The organism is Delftia sp. UME58 (assembly GCF_014170385.1).
Taxonomy (GTDB): Bacteria; Pseudomonadota; Gammaproteobacteria; order Burkholderiales; family Burkholderiaceae_C; genus Comamonas; species Comamonas acidovorans.
In genome coordinates this window covers 437,283-456,399 of record NZ_LZZV01000013.1, presented here as the reverse complement: position 1 = coordinate 456,399, position 19,117 = coordinate 437,283, and the positions used below count along the sequence as shown (strand labels likewise).

Below are 19,117 nucleotides of genomic sequence, written 5' to 3'. Positions count from 1 at the left end.
CTGCCTGCATTGCTTGCGCGGCTTGCGCGTTTTGCGCGCTTTGCATTGCAGCCGAAGGCCGTGCCTCGAAAGGTGTGCCCGGCGCCACGGCGGCCAGGGTGTAGGCGCCGATGCGGATGCGCGCGCCCAGGGGCAGGGCCACTTCCTGGCCCGAACGCACGGGCTGCTCTGCCACCCAGATGGGATCGCGCTCGCTCAGGTTCGCAACAAAGGCTCCCTCGGAATCCAGCCTGACCATGGCGTGCACGCGCGCGACGGAAGCGTCCGGGTCCGAGATGATGAGCTTGTTCTGGCCACTGCGTCCGATCGTGCCGCCGGCCATGCCGAATACGGCATGCCAGTGGCGATCGACCGGCACGCCATCGTGGTCCACGACCCTGAGTTCGATTTTGTCCATGGAGTCTTAGGCTAGGCAGTTTTCAGGAAGCGTAGTGAGGCCTCAGGAGGCTTTGCGCGCGGGCGCAGGGCGCTTGTTGCGCAGCGCGGCGCGGGCGTTGTTGAACTCCCGGCCCCAGGTGGGATGGCCCTTTTCGGCCTCGGTCAGCTGGAAGGTGGGGTCCAGGGCCAGGGCCATGTCGAAGTGCTGGCGGCAGGGCTTGCGGCGGCCTTCCACGCAGTGGCTGAAGGCGATGTACTTCAGCGCCTTGACCTGGCTGCTCATGGGCAGTTCCTGCGCGGTGGACAGGGGCGTCAGCGCCGTGATGGCGTCCTCATAGCGGCCGTCCACGTAGAGCTGGATGGCTTCGACCAGCTCCTGCTCCTTGATCACCACGGGGTCCACGGGCTTGACGGGCTCCGGAGGCTGGACCACGGCCGGGGCCGGCTCGGGCTCCACGGGCTTGGGAGCGGTTTCACAGGCGGCCAGGCCGAAGGCAACGGCCAGGGCAAGGGTCAGGCGCTGGATGGAGTGAGGGATAGTCAGGGTCATGGACATGGTCAGCGGGCATCAAAGTCATGGGAAAGGGTCACCGACTGGCCGTCGGTGATGCGAATCACCTGCCGATAGCTCTCGAAGCCGGGATTGCGCAACTCCACCGTATGGGAGCCTGGCGCCAGCTTGAGCAGCACGACGGGAGGGGTGACGCCGGACGGCTTGCCGTTGATCAAGACATTCGCCCAGGGGCTGACCCTCAGGCGCAGGTTGTGATCTGTCCGCGGCGTTTCAGACCGTGCGGCCAGCGCGGTGGAGCGCGCTGGAGCAAGGCCGGGTGTCAGTGCGGTGATCGAGGTGATCACGCGGCTGTTCAATGCAAAGCCACCGGCCGTGGGGGTCGCCGGCGCCGTGCGCAGCCGCTGTGCGGAAGGGCAGCGCTGGATCCAGCGGTCCTGGGCGCGGCCGTAGGCATCTCTCCATGGCGTGCCCGTGGTTTCGTAGGCCTGCAGTGCAAAGCCGGGGTGTGCGGAGAACGCGGAGTCGAAGGCCGCCTCGCAGCGCGCCCATTCCTTGTGCGTGCAATAGGTGTAGGCCAGGTACTTGTGGGCGGAGGCCCGCTCCATGGGATCGGCCAGCCCGGCAAACAGCGCAGCCTGCAGCGCACGCTCGGCCTGGGCCAGGTCGCGCGCCTCGAACAGCGCAATACCCTGCGCCAGCTGCGGTCGTCCTGCCGAGCCGGTTTGGGCGGGCGCTGCCTCTTCGCATGCCGCCTGGGAATGCGCCAGGCAGGGCAGGCCGAGCACTGCAGTGCACAGCATCCATCGCCAGCGGTGGTTCATCAGTCGAGCCATGGGCCGCGCTCATTCGAAAAGATGGTTCACGGTCACCGACTCGCCCTTGGTGACCGTGATGGTCTTCGTCACCGTAGAGGCGGCACCCGGGTTGCTGATGTCGATGCGGTACTCGCCCTCTGGAAGCTCCATCTGGGTCAGCGGCGGGCTGGTGCGTGCCGGGGCGCGGTTCACGGAGACATAGCCCCAGGGCACGACCCTGAACACCACCTTGCCCGTGGCCGCCGCGGGCTTGACGGGGCGGGCTTCGGTTTTGGGCGGCTCGGTGGGCAACGGCTCGGACCCGGTGGCCACCGTGACGGGGGCGACGGGCGTGCTCTGCTCGGGCTGCGAAGGTGCAATCTCGGGCAACGCGGCCTGCTGTTCAGGCGAGGTCATGGGCTGCACCTGCTCCGTGGAGGCCAGCGAGGCCTCGTTGAGCAATTGCTTGAGCAGCGCCTGGGCCTCGGTGCGGTGCTGCCCTTCGGGGAAGCTGTCCAGGTAGTCCTGCAGGCGTGCCAGGCTGGACTGGCTTTGCGCCTGCTGCCAGGCCAGGCTGTCGCGTGCTGCCAGGGTCTTGGCGCGTGCCTGGTCCTGGGAATGGTCGTACCACAGCATGCCGCCACCCGCGATGGCAGCCAGCACCAGGGCGCCGATGGCCAACGGTACGGCAATGCTGCTGCGCCTGGCCTTGGGCGCAGCCTGGGCCCCCGCAGCTGGAGGCCGGACAGCCGGAGGCTTGCCTTGAGCGGCCGACGCTGCGGCGGGCTGCTCGGGAACGGGTGCAGGTGCTGAAGCCGTAGCCTGAACCGTAGCCTGAGGCGCCGGCATGCCTGGCAGTGCCTGGTCGATGTCGATGAACGGCCCGTTGCCCAGGCCCATCGGGTCGGCTGCGGATGCCTGAGGCGCAGATGGGAGTGCCATCTGAGGCGTCGCCATGGCAGCAGGTGTGCCGGGGGCCGGTGATGCCGGGGCCACGGGTGGAACCGTCGCCACAGGCGCCACAGGCGTAGCGGGTGCCACCGGCATGACCGTCGCCACGGGCGCAACCTGCGGGGTGGGGGCGGGAACGTAGGTTTCCGTGATCGGCAGGAACCGGGGTGCCTGCGCGGATGCCGACCCGCTGGCCATGGCGGCCTGAACGGACGCAGGCGTCGTGATCGGGATGTAGATGGGGCTGGGCTCCACAGGCGCAGGCGCCACCCGGTTTCCGGCAGACAGGCCCAGCAGGCTGCGCAGCTCGGCAATCGACTGGGGCCGGTCCTGCGGACGCACGGCCAGGGCTTTTTGCATGCCCTGCAGGAAAGCGTCGGAGTAGCCGGGAACCTGCTCGGAGGTCAGCGGCTGCATGGGGTCCGTGACCATGCGAGCCACCGAGGTGGCCGGGGTGCGGCCCGTGGCGGCCTGGTGAATGAGGGCGCCGACCTGGTAGATGTCCGTCCACGCGCCCTGGGGCATCGCGCCGTCGTCCACGTACTGCTCGATGGGTGCGAAACCGGGCTTGAGCACCATGGTCAGCGCCTGGGTCATGTCGCCGATGATGCGGCGCGCGGCGCCGAAATCCAGCAGCACGGGGCTGCCATCGCGCTGCACGAAGATGTTGTCCGGCGCGATATCGCGGTGGAAGCAGTCCTCGGCATGCAGGACCTCGAGCACATCGAGCAACGGGGCCAGCAGGGTGCTGAGCTGGGCCTGGTCGATGCGGCCCGACGATGCCTGCAGCACGCGGCCCAGCGTCTGGCCCTCGTAGTGGCGCATCACCATGTAGGCCGTGCCACCGGCTTCGAAGAAGCGGTAGACATGCACCAGGGTGGGGTGCGAGAAACGCGCCAGCAGGCGGGCCTCGTTGATGAAGCTGCGCAGCCCGGCGTCGAACGCGCCACGGTGCTGCGAGCGCACGTGCACCTGATGGGAGCTTTGCCGTCCGGCCAGGGCCGAAGGCATGTACTCCTTGATCGCGACCTCGCGGTCCAGCGAGAGGTCACGGGCCTTGTAGACGATGCCGAAACCGCCTTCGCCGATGACATCGAGCACGCGGTATTCGCCAATCTGGACACCTGCCGGAAGGCAGTTGGTCGAACATGCTGCTTCGCTATCCATGCAATCCCACCCAAGATGTTGTTTCCCACCCTGGCGGGCGATGTCTGTAGCGCAGCCAGGGTGCCGAACCTGTTCGAGGCCATTGGGCAAGGAGAAAGCCGGCATCACGCCGGCAATGCGTCTCTGCAACCCGTTGGTTTTCCTCAATCAGCCTATTGTCTGAAGCCGGGGGCCAAAGACGAGCGTCATGGATTCGTCATGAATACAAGATCGTATTTCAATCGGACTCCGAATGCGGCGTGAGTGTAGCTTGAGTTCCGCAAAAAGCCATGACACGAATCGAATGGATATGAGGTGGATACATTTTTTTTCAGATGTATCCGCCGTAACAATTCAGTCTGCTCAATTGTTTGTATTTTTCTGGCCTTATCCACTATCATCGCGGCTCCAACAAAGGAGGGCGGTTCACGACAGTGAGGATTGCAGGCGATCGTCAATACATTCCTTGACCATACAGGGTATGCGCCGCACTGATCTGAATCACGTGTTAAGTGAATCGGTTTCGTGCGCTCTACCCGAGAGTGGTTTCCCCTTTGTTCGCATGTGAACTATCCGATGCAATCAGGCTATTGGGTTGCATGCGAACGTTTAATCCATTAGTTCGAGAGGTGTGCAATGTCCGTTGATATGTTCATGAAGGTCGAGGGCGCCAGTGGCGAATCCCAGGATTCCAACCACAAGGGCTGGACCGACATCGACTCCTTCACCTGGGGCGCGACCCAGCCCAACACCATGTCCAGCGGCGGTGGTGCCGGCGCCGGCAAGGTGAGCTTTCATGACCTGAACGTCATCGCCAAGGTGGACAAGTGCTACCCCGCCGTGCTCAAGCACTGCGCCACGGGCAAGCACCTGGGCCAGGTCGACATCTCGCTGTGCAAGGCCGGCGGCTCGCAGATCGAGTTCACCAAGATCACCCTGACCGATGTCATGGTGACGAACGTGACCGTCAGCGGCGCCAACTCCTCTGACACCGTGACCGTGAACTACTCGTTCCAGGCTGCCAAGGTCAAGACCCAGTACTGGGAACAGACCAACCAGGGCGGCAAGGGCGCCGAGAGCCAGATGGGCTTCAACATCAAGGAAAACCGCGAAGCCTGAGTCTTCTTCCGCAGGCTTGCTGCTGCGGCGACGCGCGTCGGATGCATCTGGCGCGCGGATCGCCGTGGGCGCGCGGGAATATGGCCTCCATCTATCGATGGAGGCTTTTCAGTATGGAGGGCTGGAATCTGGCTGTGAATGGATTATCAGAGAGGACGTGCTTTGTGGCTGTGCCGGCAAGAGCACCGCTAGCAGATTCGCATGTCAGTTCCTTGACGTGGGACAGCCTTCCATTCCTGTCAGAAGCTGAATGTCAGGATATCTTGCAATATTTGACAAACACAGAAACCCATGGCCGCAGGCATGGGGTATGGACGTGCTCGCTGCACTGTGAGTGTGCAGGAATTCCTGGAAAAAAGGATTGGCGTGAATATGCGCAGGATTACCGTGTATGGGTTCCTGTCTTTTTTGATCCAAGCACTATGAATGCCTGGTGCCGGGGCCTGCGAACCGTTGTGGTGCGTGCGGTCCGTACGGCGGCGAGTGGCGGAGCATACACGAAGATCGGCCGTTGTCGAGAATATTTTTGTTGGTCCAATTATTAAAACGCAATTCGTTTCTTTAATAAATTCCACTGCCAACTTGTGTACAAGAAAGAGTACTAAATGCGTGAATGGACCATTGCCCATTGCCTGATTGCAAATCAGGCAAAGAGATTGCTGCTGCACTCAGCGTATACCCTGTCTCCGGCCGTGCGCGAGTCCCGCGCCGAGGGCATGGTCTTGCCCTTCTTCAGGGTCTCGAGCACGGTCCTGGCGGGCCTTGGCAGCCGCCAGCGGCAGGGCCGGTGTTCCCCAGCGGGCGCGGCAGTCGCATGAGCATCGCGGTTGTTTCCTCGCCGGCGAGCGAGACGCGCCAGGGGCCTGCAAGCAGCGCGCATTCGCTGGCTGCGCAGATCTACGCCTGCCTGAAGAACGACATCTTCGATTTCCGCCTGCTGCCGGGCGACCGCTTCAGCGAGGGCGAGATCGCCACGCGCATGCAGGTCAGCCGCACGCCCGTGCGTCAGGCGCTGTTCTGGTTGCAGCGCGATGGCTATGTGGATGTGCACTTCAAGAGCGGGTGGCAGATCAAGGCCTTCGACTTCAAGTACTTCGAGGATCTCTATGAGGTGCGAACCCTGATGGAGACCAGCGCCGTGGCCAGCCTGGTGGGCGAGTCGCTGAAGTCATTGCAGCCGCTGCGCGAAGTCTGGTGCGTGCCCGAGGAGCAGCGCGAGACCGACCCCGCCGTGGTGGCCTCGCTGGACGAGGCCTTCCATACCGGCCTGGTGGCTGCAACCGGCAACCAGGAGATGGCGCGCATCCACCTGGACATCACCGAGCGCATCCGCATCATCCGGCGCCTGGATGTCATCAAGCTGCCGCGGGTCTCGGCTACCTATGACGACCATGCCGCCATCCTCGCGGCCATCGAGGCTGGCGATGCGGCGCGGGCCCAGTCCTGCCTGAGGCAGCACATTGCCGACAGCCGGGCCGAGGTCAAGCGCATCACGTTCTACATGCTGCAAACGGCGCGCGAGCGCTATGGCGCCCTGACGCAGATGGCCTGAGGCCCGCAATGTGTTGGTGGAGGGCCTCTTCGGAGGCCCTTTTTCATGGCCGGGCCGCTGCGGGAAGGCGGCGGACATTCGTTCCAGCGCAGCAAAGCCTGCAAGTCGTGGGCAAGGGGCCTGCTTTTCCCCGTATCGCTGCGGCGGCGTCCCGGTAGTCTTCCTGCCAAACCGTGGACGGGCCCTGCGCCCGCACCATCCGCAAACTTACAGGGAAGAGAACATGAGCATCAGAACCGACAATCTGAACGTGCAAAGCCTGCTGGCCCGAGCCCAGTCCAGACTCAACAGCAGCAGCACGGCTCAGACGCCTTCGGACTCGGCCAGCAAGAAGAACGCTGCAGAGACCAGCGCCACGAAGACGGAGAGCACCAAGACGGAGACCACCGAGGCGGAGAAAGTCCGCAAGCTGGCGCCGTCGCTGTCCAAGGCGCACGAACGCATTGCGGCCCAGGCCCAGGCGGGCTCGACCTCGCTGTCGGCGTTGGGACAGTTCAAGTCGTCCCTGGTGGATCTGGCCACGGCGGGCAAGGATGTGGCGGCCCTGACGGCGACCAGCACCACCCAGTCGGTTCAAGGTGCGCTGGAAAAGCTGGTGGCGCGCTACAACGCCAGCGTGGCCAAGGGCAGTGCCAGCGCGGCAGCAGGGTCCACCACCGACGTGGGGGCCAGCCGCGCGCTGCGCGAGCTGCGTTCGGCCATCATGAGTGTCACGGGCAGCGCGACTTCGCCCAGCCTGGCCAGGATCGGCATCGTCCAGCGCCAGGACGGGACGCTGGCGCTGGACGCCAAGGCCCTGGAAAAGTCCATGGCCGCCGATGCCGCAGGCGTGACCTCGGCCCTGGCCGGCATTGGCAAGGCGGTGGAAAACAGCGCCAACGATGCACTGTCCACGGGCAGCCGCCTCAGCTCGTCCATGGCCAGCCTGGGCGACCGGGTCAAGGCGCTGCAGCAGCAGCAAAGCGCCGTGGTGGCGACGGCCGAGAAGCTCGGCGATTCCCTGGTCGGCTCGGCCAACTGGAATCGCATGGTGCTGGACGCCTACCTCAAGAACTAGCTTTCGTCGCGTTCCCGTCCAGCATCCTGTTTCTCCATCATGAAAAATTTGCGCATAGGCCTTCGTCTCGGAGGCGGTTTCACCGTTCTTTTGCTGATCATGCTGCTGATCAGCGTCACCAGCATCGTCAGCATGGGGCACATGGCCCGCTCGACCACGGAGATCACCGAGGTGGCCCTGGCCAAGGAGCGGATGATCAGCGACTGGTTCCGCAACATCCACTCCGGCTCGCGCCGGACCACGGCCATTGCCAAGAGCAGCGATCCCTCGCTGGCCACCTTCTTTGCGGAAGACGCGGCCGAGTCCTCGCGCCAGTCGGGCAAGCTGCAGGACCGCATCGAGCCGCTGCTGCAGACCCAGGAGGAAAAGGACATCTGGGTCGAGATCAAGAAAGCTCGCGCCGGCTACCTGGCTGGCCGCGACGTGGTGACCAAGGCCAAGGCCGAGGGCCGCGCCGAAGACGCCGAGCGCCTGTTCACCCAGGAATACCAGCCCGCCACGCAGCGCTATATCGACATGGTGCAGCGCCTGCTGGACATGCAGCGCGCCGCCATCGACAGCTCCGCCGCCGATGTGCTGGTGCGTTTTTCGGCCAGCCGTACAGCCATCATCACGGTGGTCTCGCTGGCCTTTGTGCTGGGCGCGCTGGCCGCCTGGTGGATCACGCGCGGCATCACCAGGCCGCTGGCCGAAGCCCTGCGCGTGGCACGCACCGTGGCCAACAACGACCTGACCAGCCGCATCACCGTCGATTCGCGCGATGAAACCGGCCAGTTGCTGCAGGCGCTGCGCCAGATGAATGACAACCTGGCCCAGGTCGTGGGGCAGGTGCGCTCGGGGGCCGACAGCATTGCCACGGCTTCGGGCGAGATCGACGCGGGCAACCAGGACCTGTCCTCGCGCACCGAGCAGCAGGCCAGCTCGCTGGAGCAGACTGCCGCCGCCATGGAAGAGCTGACCAGCACGGTCAAGCAGAACGCCGAGAACGCGCGCCAGGCCAATCAGCTGGCCGCTTCGGCTTCGCAGACTGCCGTGCAGGGCGGCAAGGTGGTGGCAGGCGTGGTGGACACCATGGGCGGCATCAGCGAGTCCAGCCGCAAGATCGCCGACATCATCGGCGTGATCGACTCCATTGCCTTCCAGACCAACATCCTGGCGCTGAACGCCGCCGTGGAAGCGGCGCGTGCCGGCGAGCAGGGCCGCGGCTTTGCCGTGGTTGCGGGCGAGGTGCGCGCGCTGGCCCAGCGCAGTGCCTCGGCGGCCAAGGATATCAAGGACCTGATTGCCGACTCGGTCTCCAAGGTGGATGCGGGCACGCGCCAGGTGGCCGAGGCCGGCCGCACCATGGACGGCATCGTGCAAAGCGTGCAGCAGGTCAGCGACCTGGTGGCCGAGATCACCGCCGCCAGCCAGGAGCAGAGCAGCGGCATCAACCAGGTGCACCAGGCGATTTCGCAGATGGACACGGTGACCCAGCAGAACGCCGCGCTGGTCGAGGAGGCGGCCGCTGCGACCGGCTCGCTCAAAGCCCAGGTGCACCAGCTGGCGGCTGCAGTGAGCGTATTCCGTATCGAGGGCGTGGCGTCCGCTCGTCTGGCTGTGGCCCCGGCCCCCGCCGCACCACGTGCACAGCCTGCGCCAGCGCAGGTGCGTGCTCCGGCCAAGCCGCTGGCCGCGCCTGCGGCTGCTCCGTCCCCGGGCGCACCCGCCGTCAAGCCTGCAGCCGCCAAGCTGCCGGCCGCGCGGCAGTCCGTGCCCGCCACTGGCAATGACGATGGGGACTGGACCTCGTTCTGAGTCCGGCCAGCCTACTTGGGGGCGCCCAGCTGGTACTTGGAGCCCTCACCCTGGCCGTCGGTGATGGCGGCGGCCTGGCCGGCGGCCGGGTTCACGCCGCCGGCATCTTCCTTGTTGGTGGCACCCGACCCGCTTGCAGGTTCAGAGGCCTTGGCGGGCAGGGGCACGGCAGCCGGCAAAGGCTCGTGCGGATCGCCCTTGGCAGGGGGCATGACCTGTTCGGCCACGATCACGGGCTGGCCCAGCAGGGGCTTGTCCGGCGGGGGCTGGTTGAAGCGAGGCACTTCCGCCATGGGAAATCCCGCGCGCGTTGACGAGGTCTCGCCCGAGCAGGCGGCCAGCGCCAGCAAAGAGCTTGCGGCGACGCCCAGGGCCAGCCGTCTGGCGAGTGTCGTGGCCTGCACAAATTCATGGGGCATGATTGTTCTCCGGTGGTCTATCTTCCGGCCGACATGCTGCCACGCGCCCAGGGCTGGTGGCGTAGGTCCATGCCGGATTTCCGGCGGCCTGCCACTGCAGTCCTTGCTCAGGGCTGGCTGCCGCTGGCCTTCCACGAGCCGTCGGACTGCTTGCAGAACCAGAAACGCCAGTTTTCCGAGGTCTTTTTCAGGCGCACATCGGCCGACAGCAGGCGGCAGCTTCCAGCCGTCCCTGTCTGCACGGTCTGCTGCGGCTGCAAGGCCATCGTCACGCGCTGGTTGGCACGGTTCGGGCCACTGGTCCATTCGGTCACGGAACCATCGGCTGCCTCGTTGAGCACCTTGGCCACGGTGGCCTTGGCATCGGGCAGGTCCTTGGCGGGAATGCGCGCGGCGATGGTGTCGTTGAGGAAGATCGACGCCGCAGCACTGGCGCTGGTCGACACCAGCGAAGCGGCAGCGGCCAGCGATGCGATGGTGATGGCAAAGGTTTTCATGCAATGGGTCCTGGAAAGTGGGCCGACGCCCGCAGCGGGATGTCGGAAGAAAAATACCGGGCCATGTTAACGGCTGCAATGGCGCCTGCGGGCGTCGCGCGCCGCTGAAACCAGCGCAAGCGGCGCCGCAGTGCGGCCGAAGGCTGCGCAAAACGTTTACAGTCCTTGGCGGATTTCCCCGTCCATTCCTGCCAGAAACTCCACTGCATGCCACGATCCTCCCGTAATCAGAGCACCCAGCGCTTTGCCATTCCATGGACACTTGTTGCCGGCTTTGGCGCGGCGGCACTGGCCACCCTGGTCATTGCCTTCGTCAACTTCAGGGCGTCGGAGACGCGGGGCCAGGCCGTGGCGGCCATGGACCGCACGACGCTGGCCATGCGCCAGCTCAGCCAGCTCAATGCCTCGCTCAAGGACGCGGAGACGGGGCAGCGGGGTTTTCTGCTCACGGGCGACCAAGCCTATCTGCAGCCCTACCAGCAGGCACGCGATGTGCTGCAGCAGCAGCTGGAGGCGCTCAAGGCGCGCACTTCCAGCGACTCCGTCCAGCACCGGCTGCTGGCGCAGATCGAGGAGATATCTGCACAGAAGCTGCGCGAGCTGCAGGAGACCATAGACCTGCGCAAGACCGGCGATCTGGACGCCGCCATGGCCCTGGTGCGCCTGGATGTGGGCAAGAACGCCATGGACCGGCTGCGCGAGCTGATCGACGACCTCTACACCCGCCAGACCCGGGAGCTGGAGCAGCGCCGCCAGCTGTGGGTGGAGGCATCCACCACCTCGACCTACTACTCCTGGGGCGGCTCCTTCATCTTGCTGGGCCTGATCCTGGCATCGGCTGCGCTGACGGTGCGCGAGTACCGCGTCAAGGCGCGCCAGTCGTGGGTGACGTCCGGTCTCTCCGGCCTGGGCCAGCAGTTGCAGGGCGACCGCCGGCTGGAAGACCTGGGCCAGAAGGCGCTGGAATACCTGGCCACCTATCTGCGTGCCGAGGTGGGCGCCGGCTATGTGGTGGACTGCGCCGACGGCGGTCTGCGCCTGTTCGGCGGCTATGCCTTGCCGCGCGAGCGCCTGCAGCACAAGCTGCTGCCCGGCGAGGGCCTGGCGGGCCAGGCGGTCGTCTCGCGCAGGCTGCTGCATGTCAGAGACGTGCCCGCGCAGCATCTGCCGGTTTCCTCGGGCACCGGCCAGTCCAGCCCGTTGCAGCTGATGGTGGCGCCCGCCATGGAGAACGGCGAAGTGTTCGCAGTGATCGAACTGGGCTTTCTGCGTCCCGTGGGCGAAGCCGAGCGCAGCCTGCTGGAGCGGGCGTCCGAAATGCTGGCCGTGGCCATCCGCTCGGGCCTGGACCGTTCGCGCCTGGAGACCTTGCTGGAGGAAACGCGCCGCCAGTCGGAGGAGCTGCAGGCCCAGCAGGAAGAGCTGCGTGTGAGCAACGAGGAGCTGGAGCAGCAAAGCCGCATCCTGCAGGAGTCGCAGACCCAGATGGAGCACCAGCAAAGCGAGCTGGAGCAGACCAATGCCCACCTGGAAGAGCAGACCCAGCAGCTGGAGTACCAGCGCGAGCAGTTGCTGCGCGCCCAGGGCGCTTTGACCGACAAGGCCCGCGAACTGGAGCTGGCCAGCCAGTACAAGAGCGAGTTCCTGGCCAACATGAGCCACGAGCTGCGCACGCCGCTGAACTCCACGCTGATCCTGGCCAAGCTGCTGGCCGACAACAGGCCGGGCAATCTTCAGGCCGAGCAGATCAAGTACGCGCAGACCATCCACGCGGCGGGCAGCGACCTGCTGGCGCTGATCAACGACATCCTGGACCTGTCCAAGATCGAGGCGGGCCAGGTCACCGTGACCGCCGAGCCCGTGACCATTGCCACGGCGCTGCAGACGCTGATGGAGCCGCTGCGTCCCATCGCCCGCGAAAAGGGCCTGGAGCTGGCCTGGACGGTGGACCCGGGCGTGCCCGCCTCCATGCATACAGATCCCATGCGGCTGGCCCAGGTGCTCAAGAACCTGCTGTCCAACGCGCTCAAGTTCACGGCCAAGGGTTCGGTGGGCCTGCAGGTGTCCTGCGCGCCCCAGGGAATGCTGTCTTTCGCGGTGCGCGATACCGGCATCGGCATTGCCGAGCAGCAGCAGCAATTCATCTTCGATGCCTTCCGCCAGGCCGATGGCAGCACGCACCGCAAGTTCGGCGGCACGGGCCTGGGCCTGTCGATATCGCGTGATCTTGCCGGGCTGCTGGGCGGCACGCTGACCGTCTCCAGCACGCCTGGGCAGGGCAGCGTGTTCACGCTGACCGTGCCAGTGAACCTGGCGTCGGCCGAGCCGGGCCAGGCTACCGCTGCCGCACCGCATCCGCATTCGCATTCGCAGCCACAGGACATGCGCGCGGCGGTGGCACCCGTGGCCTCGGCAGCGTCCGTGCCTGCCCTCGCAACGGCCAATGTCGCTCCTGCCGCGCCCGCGTTCGTGCCGGCCATGTCGCCTTCCATGGCATCGCCCGCGTCGCCGGCTACGGACGCCCTGCGCAAAAGGGGTCACAGCGGGCGCCGCATCCTCGTGATCGAGGATGACCTGCGCTTTGCCGACATCCTGTCCGAGCTGGCACGCGAGATGGATTTCGAGTGCGACATGGCCAATACCGCATCCGATGGACTGGCCATGGCGGCTGCCAACCAGCCCAACGCCATCGTGCTCGATATCAACCTGCCCGACTTCTCGGGCCTGGGCGTGCTGGACCAGCTCAAGCGCAACCCGGTCACGCGCCACATTCCCGTGCACGTGGTCTCTGTGGCCGACTATTCGCAGGAGGCCATGGGGCGAGGGGCCGTCGGCTATGCGCTCAAGCCCGTCAAGCGCGAGGAACTGGTCCACGCCCTGCAGCGGCTGGAGGCCAAGTTCACCCAGGACCTGCGCCGCGTGCTGGTGGTGGAGGATGACGAGCGCCAGCGCGAGAGCGTGCGCCACCTGCTCAGCCGCAGCGATGTGGACATCGTCTGCGCGGGCACGGCGGCGGCCGCGCTGGATCATCTGCGCGGCTCCACCTTCGACTGCATGGTGATGGACCTGAACCTGCCCGACATCAGCGGCTACGAGCTGCTGCAGCGCATGACGGACCAGGACGATGTGTCCTTCCCGCCCGTCATCGTCTACACGGGCCGGGCGCTGTCGCGCGACGAAGAGCAGCAGCTGCGGCGCTTTTCCAAGTCCATCATCATCAAGGACGCGCGCTCGCCCGAGCGCCTGCTCGACGAGGTCACGCTGTTCCTGCACCAGGTGGAGTCGGAGCTGTCGGCCGAGCACCGCCAGATGCTGCAGGTCGCGCGCAGTCGCGAGTCGGCGCTGGAAGGGCGCACGGTGCTGGTGGTGGAGGACGATGTGCGCAATGTGTTCGCGCTGTCCAGCATCCTGGAGCCCACGGGCATCCGCGTGGAGATCGCACGCAACGGGCGCGAGGCGCTGGAAACCCTGGAAGCGCGGGGCACGGCGCAGGCCGGCATCGACCTGGTGCTGATGGACATCATGATGCCCGAGATGGACGGCTACACCGCCATGCGCGAGATCCGCAACCGCCCGCAATGGCGCCGCCTGCCCATCATCGCCCTGACCGCCAAGGCCATGAAGGACGACCAGGAGAAATGCCTGGCCGCCGGTGCCAACGACTACATCGCCAAGCCGCTGGACGTGGAGAAGCTGCTGTCGCTGGTGCGGGTGTGGATGCCCAAGTAGCAAGGAGGACGCGATGCCGCAGCTAAATAGGAGGACGCGATGCCTCAGCTGAAAAAAGCCCGCACCGCCGACATCGAGCAGCGCCTGCTGATCGATGCCATCTACCACCGCTATCACTACGACTTCCGGGGCTACGCCCAGGCCTCGCTCAAGCGGCGCCTGCAGTCGGCCCTGGTGCAGTTCGACTGCAAGACGCTGTCGCAGCTGCAGGACCGTGTGCTGCACGATACAAGCGTGTTCCCGGCCCTGCTCGAATACCTCACGGTCCAGGTCAGCGACATGTTCCGCGACCCGACCTACTTCCGCTCGCTGCGCACCGAGGTCGTGCCGCTGCTGCGCACCTATCCCTCGCTCAAGGTCTGGGTGGCCGGCTGCAGCGCGGGCGAGGAGGTGTATTCGCTGGCCATCCTGCTGCATGAAGAGGGCCTGCTGGACCGCACCCTGATCTACGCCACCGACATCAACCCCCAGGCGCTGAAGGCGGCAGAGCAGGGCGTGTTCGACATGGGGCGCGTGGCGGCATTCACAGACAATCATGCGCGCTCGGGCGGGCACAGCTCGCTGTCGCACTACTACACGGCGCGCTACGGCCGCGTGGTCTTCGACAAGGGGCTGCGCGAGCACATGGTGTTTTCCGACCACAGCCTGGCCACGGACAGCGTGTTCGCCGAGATGCACCTGGTGTCCTGCCGCAATGTGCTGATCTATTTCGAGCGCGAGCTGCAGGACCGGGCGCTGGGGCTGTTTCGCGATGCGCTGTGCCATCGCGGGTTCCTGGGACTGGGCTCCAAGGAGTCGCTGCGTTTTTCAGGGCATGCCGAGGCCTTCGAGGACTTCGTGCTCGAAGACCGCATCTACCGCAAGAGGGCCGGGCTGTGATGCCCGCGACCACGAACACACCCGCCTCCGACGCCGCCACGGCCTACGAGGCCATCGTGATCGGCGGCTCGGCCGGCGCGCTTGATGCGCTGTCCGTGGTGCTGCCCGCGCTGCCCGCCAGCTTGCGCGCTTCGGTGCTGGTGGTGCTGCACCTGCCGCGCGACCGGCGCAGCCTGCTGGGCCAGCTTTTCGGGCCGCGCTGCGCCCTGCCTGTGCGCGAAGTGCAGGACCAGCAATGGCTGGAGCCGGGCTGCCTGTACTTTGCGCCGGCCGACTACCACCTGCTGGTGGACAGCGGGCCCAGGCTGGCGCTGTCGCTGGATGCACCCTGGCATTTTTCGCGGCCCTCGATCGATGTGCTGTTCGAGTCGGCCGCCGACTGCTATGGCGAGCGCCTGCTGGCCGTGCTGCTGTCCGGCGCCAACGAGGATGGCGCGCAGGGCATGGCCAGCGTGCACGCGGCCGGCGGCCTGGCGGTGGTGCAGTCGCCAGACAGTGCCGCAATGCAGACCATGCCGCGGGCGGCCCTGGCCCGCGTGCCACAGGCCCAGGTGCTGGCGCCGCAGGGCATTGCCGCCCTCATCGCATCGCTGCACGGCCGGGGGAGGCTTTGAATGTCCATTCAGCGCGCCCCCACCAGACAAAATACCGAGAGAGAATCCATGTCCCAAACAGATCGCGTCAAATGCCTGATCGTCGATGACATTGCCGAGAATCTGATCGCCATCGAAGCGCTGCTGCAGCGTGACGGCATCGAGTTCCTCAAGGCGCATTCCGGCCCCGAGGCGCTGGAGCTTTTGCTCGACCATGGCGATGTGGCGCTGGCCCTGCTGGACGTGCAGATGCCCGAGATGAACGGCTTCGAGCTGGCCGAGCTGATACGCGGCAGCGAACGCACGCGCCACATCCCGCTCATCTTCATGACGGCCGGCTCGCGCGAGCACAACTGGCAATTCCGCGGCTATGAAAGCGGCGCCGTGGACTTTCTGTACAAGCCCATCGACCCGCACATGCTGACCACCAAGGCCAACGTGTTCTTCGAGCTGCACCAGCGCAAGCAGGCGCTGGCCCAGCAGCTGCAGGAGCGCACCGAGGCGCTGCGCATCAACGAGATGTTCATGGCCGTGCTCAGCCACGACCTGCGCACGCCGCTGCAGTCCATCAAGGCGGCGGCCACCGTGCTTGCGCGCCAGCCCGATCCCGGCAAGGTGGCCAACATGGCCGAGCGCATGCTCAGCAGCAGCCAGCGCATGTCGCGCATGATCGAGGATCTGCTGGACGTGACCCGCATCCGCCAGGCAGAAGGCCTGCCGCTGTCGCCCCAGCCGGCCAGCCTGCAGACGCTGCTGCAGCGCACGCTGCAGGAGGTGGAGACGGGCTTCCCGGAGCGGCGCCTGGAAAGCGAGATGCTGGGCAATCTGGAAGGTATCTGGGATGGCGAACGCCTGTGCCAGGTGCTGACCAACCTGCTGGGCAATGCCATGCACCACGGAGATCCCGCGCAGCCGGTGCAGGTGACGGCCGATGGCCGCCAGGACGATCGCGTGTCCATCACGGTGCGCAACGGCGGCACCATTCCCGCGGACCTGCTGCCCACGCTGTTCAACCCGTTTCGCGGTGGTGAACGCCGTCCCGGCCAGCACCAGGGACTGGGCCTGGGGCTGTTCATTGCGCACCAGATCGTGCGTTCGCACGGCGGGCGCATCGATGTGCGCTCCGCCGATGGAGTGACCAGCTTCAGGGTGGAATTGCCGCGCGAGGCGGCGGTGGGAGGCTCCAAGGCCGTGCTGTGACGGCGGGAGCCGGGGGGCGCCGGGGGCGCGAGAGCGCGAACGCTTCAGTGGGCGGGGTTGCCGAGCGCTTCCTGGATGGAGTCCAGCAGCGTCTCCAGGTCCTCTATCTCGAAGGGCTTGAGCAGGGTCCGCACATGGGGGCCCCAGGCCGTGGGGTAGGGGCCCAGGTCGTAGCCGGAGCACAGGATGATCCAGCGCTGGGCATCGGCCTCCAGCAGCTGCCGCGCCAGGTCGGTGCCTGACAGGCCGGGCAGGCTGACATCGGAAACCACCACGTCGAAAGGCTGGGCCGCATCCAGTTCCAGGGCCTGCTCGGCGGTGGCACAACTGGTCACGAAGCGTGATTCGCTCTCCATCAGCAGGCCAATGGTTTCGCGCAGGTCGGCATTGTCTTCAACGTACAGGATTCGCATATCTCTTTGTTGCAGTGCATCATGCTGCTATCAAAAAGGCAGCATTGACGAGGGCTGATCATCCACACCCCCGAGCGGCCATCGCGTAGGACAGCATGCAAACTTTTCTGCCGCCGCCTGCGTGGAGCCGAGGCTGTGGATTGTGCAATACAACCAAGAACGCCAGAACAAGGCTTGCGCGCGTTCAGCGGGTGCAGGCCTGCGGCGGGTCCAGAACATGCTTTTGCACGGGCAGGAATTCATCCGCCTGCCGTGAATAGTCCCAGCGCGTGAGCTCGCGGCGCCAGGCCGGGCCCTGTCCAGCCAAGTCCTCTTGCTGCTGCAGCGTGAAAAGGCTGTTGGGCGCATGCGCGCGCAGCCGCAGCGATACCGCAGTGCCCGCCTGCGCCGCCCACAGCCCCGGCAGCGGCTGGACCAGGCCGGGGTCATGTCCATGGCCTGAAAGCACCAACTGCGCTCCGGCGTCGCGCCAGGCCGCCAGGGCCGTCGCTGCGCGGTGCGGGCGGTGGCTGCGGTCCTGCGCATGGGCGGCGGCCAGCGGGTGGTGGCTGACCACAATGCGCCAGTCGCCGGGGCTGGCCTGCGCCAGCCTTTGGGCCACCTGCCGGATCTGGCGGGCCGACAGGCTGCCGCGCTGGTGGCGCCACCAGCGCGTGGTGTCCACGCCAATCACGCAAAAGCCCTGCTCTGCGCACCAGGGCTGCAGTTCGGCACTGATCCAGCGGGCGTAGCGATCATGGGCATGGCCGCCCAGCCGCTCCCACCAGGCAAGCAACGGCAGATCGTGGTTGCCCGGCACAACCAGGCGGCGCGGTACGGGAAGGGCCTCGAGAAACTCGCGCGCCTGGGCAAACTGCGCGGCCGTTGCACGCTGGGTCAGGTCGCCGGAGACCACCAGCAGCGCCACGGGCAGACGTGCGGCCAGTCTTGCCGCGGCGGCGCACACGGCCGGATCGTGGGCGCCGAAATGCAGGTCCGACATATGCATGAGCAAAGCCATGGGCGTTCCTTGTCCCTTGATGATCAGGAGGAGGGCCCGGCATCGCCCGGAACGACCAGCCACAGCGGCTTGTCGCCCAGGCGAAAACGAATGGGCGGGGCCATCCATTCGCGCTCGCCATCAAAGGCCACCTTCAGGCGCCGCGGGCGCCGACCTGCGGGCTCCGCCACCAGCTCGGTGCAGGCCAGGCTGGCCACCGCATCGTCCTGCGCCAGCCGTCCCAACACGGCATTCCAGACCACGCGCGCCGGGGCTTCGCTGGCCTGCGGCAGCAGCAGCACGGCGGCCAGGTGCTGGCCGTCGGCCACGGCGCGGGCTTCGGCAATGCCCACGCGCTCCAGCTGCATCGGGTTGTTGCCCACGAACAGTGTGCTGGCCAGGTGTTCCTGCTGCTGCAGCGGCGCCTGGCGGTCGGAGCGCAGGGCGATGCGCCAGCGGCGCGCGCTGCCACCGCGAAGAATGCTCCAGATGGAGGCGGCAATGGCCACCAGCCGCGTGCGGCCAAAGCGTGTGGACGCGCGCTCGCGTTCGTCCAGCAGGCGCGGGTACAGGCCCAGGCTGGCGTTCACCAGGAAAAGCCGTTCGTTGACCAGTCCCACGTTCACGGCCCGCATCTGGCCGCTCTGCAGCGCCTGGAGAATGTCCTGCACGGCCTGGGCCGGCTCCAGCGACAACGCCTGCTCGCGGGCGAAGTAGTTGAAGGTGCCCAGCGGCACCACGCCCATGGGCACGCCGCGCGCCCATGCCGCGGCGGCCACCGCATTGATGGTGCCATCACCGCCAGCGGCCACGACCAGGCCGCCGTCCCGGCGGGCGCTGTCCACGGCGCTCGCGGCCAACTGCACGATGTCGGCCCTTGCGCCCGGCACATGCCAATGCACGCTGCGCTGCTGCAGCGCCTGCACGCCGGTCAGGCGGGCGCGCAGCTGCTCCAGATCGGCGCCAGGGCGCAGCGGCACGATCAGGTGGATGGGGCCGGCGGGATCAAGCCTGGGCGGCTGGCTGTCGCAAGAAGAGGGTGTCATGGAAGGCGGGCGGCTGGAACAGGCGCCGATTGTTTCGTGGCCGGCACGTGCGGG

Annotated in this window: 18 protein-coding genes; 8 read left to right on the top strand and 10 right to left on the bottom strand. The window is 66.5% G+C overall.

What is annotated here, in order from left to right; genetic code table 11:
- The 4 genes from A9976_RS05540 to A9976_RS05525 all read right to left on the bottom strand — a co-directional run.
- Positions 1-397: FHA domain-containing protein (locus tag A9976_RS05540; RefSeq protein WP_183018158.1), on the bottom strand; the 397-nt coding region annotated here is incomplete at its 3' end.
- Between the two features lie 42 nt (positions 398-439).
- Entirely contained in the window at positions 440-928 is a 489-nt protein-coding gene (locus tag A9976_RS05535; protein WP_232245804.1) for a TssQ family T6SS-associated lipoprotein, read from the bottom strand.
- Between the two features lie 8 nt (positions 929-936).
- Positions 937-1,725, bottom strand: a complete 789-nt coding sequence (locus A9976_RS05530) for a PEGA domain-containing protein (protein WP_183018156.1) — start codon at positions 1,723-1,725, stop codon at positions 937-939.
- A gap of 9 nt (positions 1,726-1,734) precedes the next feature.
- Positions 1,735-3,804 carry a serine/threonine-protein kinase gene (locus A9976_RS05525; RefSeq protein WP_183018155.1) on the bottom strand — a complete coding sequence of 690 codons (2,070 nt, stop codon included), beginning with the start codon at positions 3,802-3,804 and terminating at the stop codon, positions 1,735-1,737.
- A gap of 615 nt (positions 3,805-4,419) precedes the next feature.
- Between A9976_RS05525 and A9976_RS05520 the strand changes: the two genes are divergently transcribed.
- The 4 genes from A9976_RS05520 to A9976_RS05505 all read left to right on the top strand — a co-directional run bounded on the left by A9976_RS05520 (position 4,420) and on the right by A9976_RS05505 (position 9,308).
- Positions 4,420-4,902 carry a type VI secretion system tube protein Hcp gene (locus A9976_RS05520; RefSeq protein ID WP_013802370.1) on the top strand — a complete coding sequence of 161 codons (483 nt, stop codon included), beginning with the start codon at positions 4,420-4,422 and terminating at the stop codon, positions 4,900-4,902.
- 814 nt (positions 4,903-5,716) lie between these two features.
- Positions 5,717-6,454 (top strand): GntR family transcriptional regulator, encoded by a 738-nt coding sequence (locus tag A9976_RS05515; RefSeq protein ID WP_183018154.1) that lies wholly within the window; start codon positions 5,717-5,719, stop codon positions 6,452-6,454.
- Positions 6,455-6,677: 223 nt separating this feature from the next.
- Complete coding sequence (gene fliD / locus A9976_RS05510; RefSeq protein WP_183018153.1) at positions 6,678-7,511, top strand: flagellar filament capping protein FliD; 834 nt, start codon at positions 6,678-6,680, stop codon at positions 7,509-7,511.
- A gap of 39 nt (positions 7,512-7,550) precedes the next feature.
- Entirely contained in the window at positions 7,551-9,308 is a 1,758-nt protein-coding gene (locus A9976_RS05505; protein WP_183018152.1) for a methyl-accepting chemotaxis protein, read from the top strand.
- Positions 9,309-9,319: 11 nt separating this feature from the next.
- On the opposite strand, the gene A9976_RS05500 is transcribed toward A9976_RS05505, so the two are convergent.
- From A9976_RS05500 to A9976_RS05490, 3 genes are all read right to left on the bottom strand, one after another.
- Positions 9,320-9,727 (bottom strand): hypothetical protein, encoded by a 408-nt coding sequence (locus A9976_RS05500; RefSeq protein WP_183018151.1) that lies wholly within the window; start codon positions 9,725-9,727, stop codon positions 9,320-9,322.
- Positions 9,728-9,834: 107 nt separating this feature from the next.
- Positions 9,835-10,224 carry a hypothetical protein gene (locus A9976_RS05495; RefSeq protein WP_183018150.1) on the bottom strand — a complete coding sequence of 130 codons (390 nt, stop codon included), beginning with the start codon at positions 10,222-10,224 and terminating at the stop codon, positions 9,835-9,837.
- Positions 10,221-10,433 carry a hypothetical protein gene (locus A9976_RS05490; RefSeq protein WP_183018149.1) on the bottom strand — a complete coding sequence of 71 codons (213 nt, stop codon included), beginning with the start codon at positions 10,431-10,433 and terminating at the stop codon, positions 10,221-10,223. The genes A9976_RS05495 and A9976_RS05490 overlap by 4 nt, the downstream gene beginning before the upstream one ends.
- On the opposite strand from A9976_RS05490, the gene A9976_RS05485 reads away from it, so the two are divergent.
- Genes A9976_RS05485 through A9976_RS05470 form a run of 4 tightly spaced genes read left to right on the top strand, consistent with a single transcriptional unit; the run spans position 10,432 to position 16,625 of the window.
- Entirely contained in the window at positions 10,432-13,953 is a 3,522-nt protein-coding gene (locus A9976_RS05485) for a response regulator (protein ID WP_183018148.1), read from the top strand. The genes A9976_RS05490 and A9976_RS05485 overlap by 2 nt on opposite strands.
- 39 nt (positions 13,954-13,992) lie before the next feature.
- Positions 13,993-14,832, top strand: coding sequence for a protein-glutamate O-methyltransferase CheR (locus A9976_RS05480; RefSeq protein WP_183018147.1), 840 nt, complete (start codon positions 13,993-13,995; stop codon positions 14,830-14,832).
- Positions 14,832-15,446: a chemotaxis protein CheB gene (locus tag A9976_RS05475; RefSeq protein WP_183018146.1), complete on the top strand. Its 615-nt coding sequence runs from the start codon at positions 14,832-14,834 to the stop codon at positions 15,444-15,446. Before A9976_RS05480 ends, A9976_RS05475 begins: the two co-directional genes overlap by 1 nt.
- A 48-nt stretch (positions 15,447-15,494) precedes the next feature.
- Positions 15,495-16,625 (top strand): hybrid sensor histidine kinase/response regulator, encoded by a 1,131-nt coding sequence (locus A9976_RS05470; RefSeq protein WP_183018145.1) that lies wholly within the window; start codon positions 15,495-15,497, stop codon positions 16,623-16,625.
- 44 nt (positions 16,626-16,669) lie between these two features.
- Here the strand turns inward: A9976_RS05470 and A9976_RS05465 are convergent, their stop codons facing one another.
- From A9976_RS05465 to A9976_RS05455, 3 genes are all read right to left on the bottom strand, one after another.
- Positions 16,670-17,038 carry a response regulator gene (locus tag A9976_RS05465; protein ID WP_012205652.1) on the bottom strand — a complete coding sequence of 123 codons (369 nt, stop codon included), beginning with the start codon at positions 17,036-17,038 and terminating at the stop codon, positions 16,670-16,672.
- Positions 17,039-17,222: 184 nt separating this feature from the next.
- On the bottom strand, positions 17,223-18,038 hold the full coding sequence (locus A9976_RS05460) for a metallophosphoesterase (RefSeq protein ID WP_183018144.1): 816 nt from the start codon (positions 18,036-18,038) through the stop codon (positions 17,223-17,225).
- A gap of 23 nt (positions 18,039-18,061) precedes the next feature.
- Entirely contained in the window at positions 18,062-19,063 is a 1,002-nt protein-coding gene (locus tag A9976_RS05455) for a diacylglycerol kinase family protein (RefSeq protein WP_183018143.1), read from the bottom strand.
- Between the last annotated feature and the right edge of the window lie 54 nt (positions 19,064-19,117).